The sequence below is a fragment of the Legionella santicrucis genome (assembly GCF_001468135.1).
Taxonomy (GTDB): Bacteria; Pseudomonadota; Gammaproteobacteria; order Legionellales; family Legionellaceae; genus Legionella; species Legionella santicrucis.
Window position 1 is genome coordinate 106,269 of sequence record NZ_LNYU01000083.1, and the last position, 6,746, is coordinate 113,014.

Sequence of the window (6,746 nt, forward strand, 5' to 3'; positions counted from 1 at the left end):
TATATGAGAGAATGACTATTGTTCCATTAGGAGCAATAGTAAAGTTTAGTTTTAAGAGTTCAGGTTTATCTATTTAGGAGAGTCGTTCATGCGCAAGTTAGTACTCTGGGGGCATAGTGTTGATGAGTATCGCGAGATGTTTGATTTGTCTCAAGAGGACATGAATTCCCGAATTTTAGAATATGGATGTGGCCCAAGTGCCGTAAACGCACAACAATTTCTGGAGGCGCATCAAGCTGTAAGTTGTGATCCTTTATTTGTTTTGGATAAAGATACTTTATCTTCCAAAGCAATTATGATTTTTGCTCAAATGGCGGATGAAGTGCGTAAAGAGCAAGAACAATTTGATTTTAGCCGTAATGGCAGTTTAGAGCAATTGCTTGAATACCGACAAGAAGGAATGAAATCATTCTTTGCCGATTATGAAAAAGGTAAGGCTGAAGGGCGCTATTTGGGGGCAGCTGATTATCATTTACCTTATGCTGATTTTTCTTTTGACTTTGCTTTAAGTGCTCATTATTTATTTGCAGATTTAGAAGATCAAACAGTTGATTTTCATTTAAATGTAATTCGTGAATTAGCAAGAGTAGCTAAAGAAGTTAGAATTTTTCCTTTAAATGATATGGAAGGAAAGAGTTCTGAGCTTTTAGGTCCAGTATTACTGCAGCTGCAAAAAAATGGTTATGGTGTAGAAATTAGAGAAGTGGATTATCATTTGCACAAATCAGAAAATGCGATGCTTCGGGTTTGGGCTCAGAAATGTGATATTTAATTAATGTGAGTTCGAAAATGAACTCGCATTAATTAATGCGGCTTGGGGTGAAGTGAAGCGTAACCCAAGGCTTTACCCACACAGAATTTCCGGATCATGCTTCGCTCCATTTAGGCTACAGGATTCTCTATGTATTCAATGTTACGTCCCTTACTTTTTAGGATGGATGCAGAAAAAACCCATGCTTTGAGTTTGTCTGCTTTACACTACATACCTAAATTTTGTTTTAAGCAAGCAGAGCATCAACCTGTGCAAGCTTTAGGACTTCAGTTCCCTCATCTTGTGGGTTTAGCTGCAGGATTGGATAAGAATGGCGAGCATTTAGATGCATTGGCTAAGCTTGGTTTTGCGTTTATTGAATTGGGAACGGTAACGCCAAAACCACAAATAGGTAATCCTAAACCTCGTTTATTTCGTTTACCTGAAGCTCAGGCAATCATTAATCGTATGGGTTTTAACAATCAGGGTGTTGATACTTTAGTTACTCATGTAAAAAAAGCACGCTATAAAGGAATATTAGGTATTAATATTGGCAAAAATAAAGATACATCACTGGAATATGCTGCAGATGATTACATTTATTGCTTCAAGAAAGTTTATGAATATGCTTCCTATGTAACGATTAACATTTCTTCACCTAATACTCCAGATTTACGCCAATTACAACAAAAGGAGTATTTTGTCCATCTATTGTCAAAAATTCAGGCTGAGCAAATCAAATTAGAGGATAAGTTTCAACGTCATGTTCCTCTCGTTGTTAAAATCTCACCAGATGAACACGCAGAAACACTGAAACAAATGGCAGAAGTCATTTTGAATTTAGGCATAGAAGGAATTATTGCGACAAATACAACATGTTCACGTAAAGGAGTGGAGCATTTATCTCTCGCAGAGGAATCAGGAGGATTAAGTGGTAAACCTCTGTGGGAATTATCAACCCAATGCTTGCGTTTGCTAAAACAATATGTGGGTAATAATGTGACTTTGATTGGGGTAGGGGGCATTGATAGTTGTGAGAGTGCTCGATCAAAATTGAACGCAGGAGCTTCATTAATACAAGTATATAGCGGTTTGATTTACCAGGGACCAAGATTAGTCTATGAGTTGGCTCGCGGATTATCTTAAAAAGGATGAACTGTAAAGCATGACAGAATCTGAATTTATTTTGAATTTCAATTTCCTATTTTCACTAAGGTCACAGGGGTGTGGCTAATGAAATGTATTACTAAAAATCTGGCAGCACAAATGGAGTCTTGCATCAAGCAAACTCACATTGAGGTCACTAAGCGATATTCAGAAGGAAAAGTATTGGAAATTAATGGGGGCGCTGCTTGTTTTTCTGGTTTTGATTCTTATTTATCACAAGTAGTTGGATGGGGCTTTAATACTCCATTAAAACAATTTAAAACTGAAATTGAATGCATTGAGCATTTTTATAAAAGCCTAAATCATCCACGGGTAGATATTGAGCTATGCCCTTTTGTAGGAAATGATCTTGCTATTTTTTTAAGTCAACGGGGTTATTGCATCAATGAACTAAATAATGTGTCTGTCCTGGATTTAAAAACATATCAACCTATTGATTTTCATAAAAACCCATTGATGATAAAGGAAATAAAACCCGATGAAATTCATGAATGGGCCACCCGAGTAGCACTAGGTTTTACGGCTCCTGAAGCTAAAAATCAATTTATTCATTATGCTCAATCTAAAGGAGTTAGTGTTTTTGCAGCTTATGATAATGAGGCAATTGTAGCAGGAGCCACAATTGCCATACATGATGATTTTTGTGATTTAGGAGTTACGAGTACTTTGCCTGAATATCGAGGTAAAGGGCTGCAAAAAAGATTATTGCTTGCTCGTTTAAACTTTGCTAAACAACATCATTTATCTTGGGCCACAGTAACTACTGAACCAGGAAGTATTTCGGATATGAATGTGCAAAAAATCGGTTTTTGTTGTGCTTACACACGCATTAAGATGACCTTAGAATGAACCTAAAGTTAGCACTTCCATGTAATAACAGTTACAATAGTTCATTTGGCCGATTGACCACTTAATTCATGAAAAAGAAACCCACAGTTAAAACCAGTATCCTATACAAACGTTTGCTCACTTATGTAAAACCGTTTTGGCCAATACTGGCATTAGGTGTTTTCGCCAATATGTTGTACTCCCTGATTGATGCTGGGTTTACTTACATGATGCGTCCCTTTTTTGACAAGAGTTTTATTAATGTCGATATGGATTTTATTAAGAAAATCCCTTATATCGTTTTGATAGGGATTACTTTGAGAGGACTAGTGAGCTCTTTAGGTAGTTATTGTATGACCTGGGTTGCTCGATCCGTGGTTAAGGTATTAAGAGAAAAAGTATTTAATCATATTCTTCGTTTACCGGCTGATTTTTATGATCAAGCAACCTCAGGACAAATGCTCTCCAAAATTCTTTATGATGTGGAACAAGTTGCTCAAGTTAGTGCAGATGCTCTAACAGATATTGTCCAAAATATTTGTTTAATTGTAGGTTTTCTTACAGTAATGTTTGTTATTTGCTGGCAATTATCACTCATGTTTCTTTTAACCATTCCTTTTGTGGGCTTCATTGTGAATTTCACAAACAAACGAGTAAGACGAATCAGTCATAAGGTACAAAAAACAATGGGTGAAGTTACCGAAATTGCTAGTGAAGCCATTGAAGGCTACAAAGTGGTGCGTATCTTTGGTGGTATTGTTTATGAATCAGAAAAGTTTAGTAGGGCGATAGAACATTCGCGCCAAAATGATATGAAGGTGGCTGCAAGTAAGGCACTTAATGTTTCAGGGGTACAAATTGTCATTGCTATTGGGATTGCTGCAATTATTGCAGCAGCAATTCAATTATCTACTGTGGTTGTTGTTTCAGCAGGTTCTTTTTTGGCAATTATTGCTGCGATGATACAATTAATAAAACCCATGAAAACATTAACAACGCTTAATGCAGTGATCCAAAAAGGTTTGGCGGGTGCCGAAAGTGTTTTCAATATGCTCGATGTATCTATCGAGCAAGATCAAGGCATTATTTTGCCACAGCGAGTGCGTGGTGAGTTGGTGTTTCAGTGCGTATCTTATGCTTACAGGCAAGGTGAGAATGTATTGCATGATGTGAGCTTTACCGTTGAAGCAGGAAAAACAGTTGCTTTAGTAGGTCATTCTGGGAGTGGTAAGACAACTATAGCCAGTTTAATTCCTCGTTTTTATGAAATTACTGAAGGTATCATTGCCTTAGATAACATTCCTATCAATCAAATTAGTTTGTCGAGTTTACGAGAGCAAATGGCTTTAGTGAGTCAAAATGTGACTTTGTTTAATGATACTTTAGCTAATAATATCGCTTATGGTCGTTCAGATATAAGCCGTGAACAAATTATGCATGCGGCTAAACTCGCCTTTGCTGATGAGTTCATTAGTCGATTGCCTGAAGGTTATGAGACCCGCGTTGGGGAGAACGGTGTATTGCTTTCTGGTGGTCAGCGACAAAGAGTCGCGATTGCTCGTGCTATTTTGAAAGATGCGCCTATTTTAATTCTTGATGAAGCAACATCAGCCTTGGATAGTGAGTCCGAGCGATACATACAAATTGCTTTAGAAGGGGTCATGAAAAATCGGACTACCATTGTTATTGCTCATCGTTTATCGACAATAAAACATGCAGATAAAATCATTGTAATGCAACATGGACGTATTGTAGAGCAAGGTACGCATCAGGAGTTACTTGATAGGCAAGGACATTATGCTCAGCTCCAGGGGATGCAACGTGTAGGTATTCAAGAGGAAGTCATAGCTTGATGCTTTCTTTTTTAGATAAGTTATGGTACGGAGCACATCCATTGCAATGGCTATTACGCCCATTGTCTTGGGGGTATCAAATTGCGGTTTCGGTCAGACGCTATTTTTTGCAGCGTTTTTACCAAATCGCTTGTCCCGTCCCTCTTATTATTGTCGGCAATATTACTGTTGGAGGGGTAGGTAAAACTCCTCTAGTGATCGAGTTAGCTAAGAAAATGCAACAAAAAGGATTAAGAGTAGGTATTGTGAGTCGTGGTTATGGCGCGACAGTAAAACAATTCCCTTATGAAGTCCAACCCCATGATTCTGCTTTAAAAGTCGGGGATGAGCCTTTATTATTGGCACAAAGAACCAAATGCCCTGTAGTGATTGCACCAAAACGAACTCAAGCGGTACGCTATCTCTTGAAAAAATATCAAAGCGAAATCATTATTAGTGATGATGGATTGCAGCATTATTGTATGGGAAGGGCTATTGAAATTGCTGTTATTGATGGAACACGCGGCTTAGGAAACGGTTTTTGCTTGCCTGCAGGGCCGTTAAGAGAGCCGGCATCCCGCTTAAAGCAAGTTGATTTTATTGTGGTGAATGAAGGAAGCATGGAAAATGCATATTCTATGATCCTAAAACCTGGGAAAATTAAAAAATTAAATACTGATGAAGAGATTGCTCCCGAAACGCTATATGGAACTTGGGAGGCAATTGCTGCAATTGGTAATCCCCAACGTTTTTATTCCACTTTGCAGCAATTAGGGATAGAATTCAATACCTGTTCTTATCCTGATCATTATCAGTTTAGGCCGGAAGATTTGAATTATATTGAATCACTTATTATTATGACGGAAAAAGATGCAGTAAAATGTCGATCATTTAGTTCAGACAGAATGCATTATTTACCGGTAGATGCTGTATTGGATGATGCATTTTGGAACGCATTGTGGTTACATCAACAGTTAAAAGGTTATTGCTGATTATGTTTGCTTGGATTCGCTGTTTTCTATTTTTAATCGTATTCCACACAAGTACTGGGTTGTTTGCGACTGAAACTGAAAAAATGCCGCAACCACAACAACAATCTATTGTTCCAATGACAGGAAGTTGGACTTTTTCTGGAATGGTAAAGAATGAAAGTGGCGATAAATACGGTTACTTTTTTGAAATGCAGCGTCAGGGTATCGATTTTTATGCTAAAGCTGCTTTAATTGATGGACAAACAAATGAGCTTGTATTTTTTTATGAAGGTAAAGAAAAAATAGAGCAATCGACATCCTTGGATTGGCATGTAGGTAATTCATTTATACGTTACAATCCTATCAATGATAGTTGGATTTTTGGAGTGAAGGAAACTGATAAGAAAGGCTTTAATTTCAAAGTGGATATGTTAAAGCAAGCAAATCAAGATAATGAAACTTTAGCTTTACGTCCTGGAATTCAATTGCAAGCGGTGCAAACAAGTCAACTTAATGGACATTTACGTATCGATGATAAAGAGCAATTTGTTACAGGGAATAAAGCGTGGTTCGGTAAATTAGTACTAAGTGATGATCAAAAGGATTCCCATAAAATAAGCACAGCATTTTGTAATTTAAATGATGATAATGGTTTTTATTCAGCAAATCTCCAAGAAAAAGATGCAACTAGTGCCGCTGTGGCTGGTTGGCTTGATCCTTTAGGCAATAAAGTAAAAATGTCACAATTTATTTCCATAAAACCATTAGATAATGATCTATGTATGGTTAAAATTCGTTACCCTAAGCTTCATTTAAAATTAATGAATACCTTGAAAGATAAAAATCAATTAAATTCTGTTGCAGGTTTTTCTAAAGAAAGTAAAGGCGCTTTTTGTGTTGTTATGCAACAATTATTTAGTCAAAATAAAGTATTAGAGCTAGATACTTTAGAAGTTAAGCTAAATGCATAGTTTTATGGAGAGTGTCTCAGTTCAAGACGATGCTAATGTATCTCTTCACTGCCCACTAAGTTAAGCTCATCTCGAACAGCAAGGTACGTTGAATCCGGGCTACAGAAAAATAGGAATCAGTTTTCTTAAGTGACGCTATTAGTAATAGGTCACCCCTAATAAACTTTCAAGAAGTTTATTAGGAGAACTGATCCTCTTTATATTCTAACCAAAGCTACCGCCAAAA

At 37.1% G+C, this 6,746-nt stretch carries 6 protein-coding genes; all 6 read left to right on the forward strand.

Annotated elements, in window-relative coordinates:
• Window positions 1–88: 88 nt before the first annotated feature.
• The 6 genes from Lsan_RS15445 (at window position 89) to Lsan_RS15470 (ending at window position 6,520) form a co-directional block, all read left to right on the forward strand.
• A complete protein-coding gene (locus Lsan_RS15445) occupies window positions 89–772 on the forward strand; it encodes a hypothetical protein (RefSeq protein ID WP_058515033.1) in 684 nt (227 codons plus the stop codon).
• Window positions 773–901: 129 nt separating this feature from the next.
• Complete coding sequence (locus Lsan_RS15450; RefSeq protein WP_058515034.1) at window positions 902–1,897, forward strand: quinone-dependent dihydroorotate dehydrogenase; 996 nt, start codon at window positions 902–904, stop codon at window positions 1,895–1,897.
• Window positions 1,898–1,984: 87 nt separating this feature from the next.
• Window positions 1,985–2,767 (forward strand): GNAT family N-acetyltransferase, encoded by a 783-nt coding sequence (locus tag Lsan_RS15455; protein WP_058515035.1) that lies wholly within the window; start codon window positions 1,985–1,987, stop codon window positions 2,765–2,767.
• A 68-nt stretch (window positions 2,768–2,835) separates the two neighbouring features.
• Entirely contained in the window at window positions 2,836–4,599 is a 1,764-nt protein-coding gene (gene msbA, locus Lsan_RS15460; protein WP_058515036.1) for a lipid A export permease/ATP-binding protein MsbA, read from the forward strand.
• Window positions 4,599–5,570, forward strand: coding sequence for a tetraacyldisaccharide 4'-kinase (gene lpxK, locus Lsan_RS15465; RefSeq protein WP_058515037.1), 972 nt, complete (start codon window positions 4,599–4,601; stop codon window positions 5,568–5,570). Before msbA ends, lpxK begins: the two co-directional genes overlap by 1 nt.
• Before the next feature lie 2 nt (window positions 5,571–5,572).
• Entirely contained in the window at window positions 5,573–6,520 is a 948-nt protein-coding gene (locus tag Lsan_RS15470; protein ID WP_058515038.1) for a hypothetical protein, read from the forward strand.
• The last annotated feature ends 226 nt before the right edge of the window (window positions 6,521–6,746 follow it).

What these genes read in the sequence shown, in the direction of transcription:
- Lsan_RS15445 (WP_058515033.1), top strand. Translation starts at nt 89, where the DNA reads ATGCGCAAGTTAGTACTCTGGGGGCATAGTGTTGATGAGTATCGCGAG.
- Lsan_RS15450 (WP_058515034.1), top strand. Translation starts at nt 902, where the DNA reads ATGTATTCAATGTTACGTCCCTTACTTTTTAGGATGGATGCAGAAAAA.
- Lsan_RS15455 (WP_058515035.1), top strand. Translation starts at nt 1,985, where the DNA reads ATGAAATGTATTACTAAAAATCTGGCAGCACAAATGGAGTCTTGCATC.
- msbA (WP_058515036.1), top strand. Translation starts at nt 2,836, where the DNA reads ATGAAAAAGAAACCCACAGTTAAAACCAGTATCCTATACAAACGTTTG.
- lpxK (WP_058515037.1), top strand. Translation starts at nt 4,599, where the DNA reads ATGCTTTCTTTTTTAGATAAGTTATGGTACGGAGCACATCCATTGCAA.
- Lsan_RS15470 (WP_058515038.1), top strand. Translation starts at nt 5,573, where the DNA reads ATGTTTGCTTGGATTCGCTGTTTTCTATTTTTAATCGTATTCCACACA.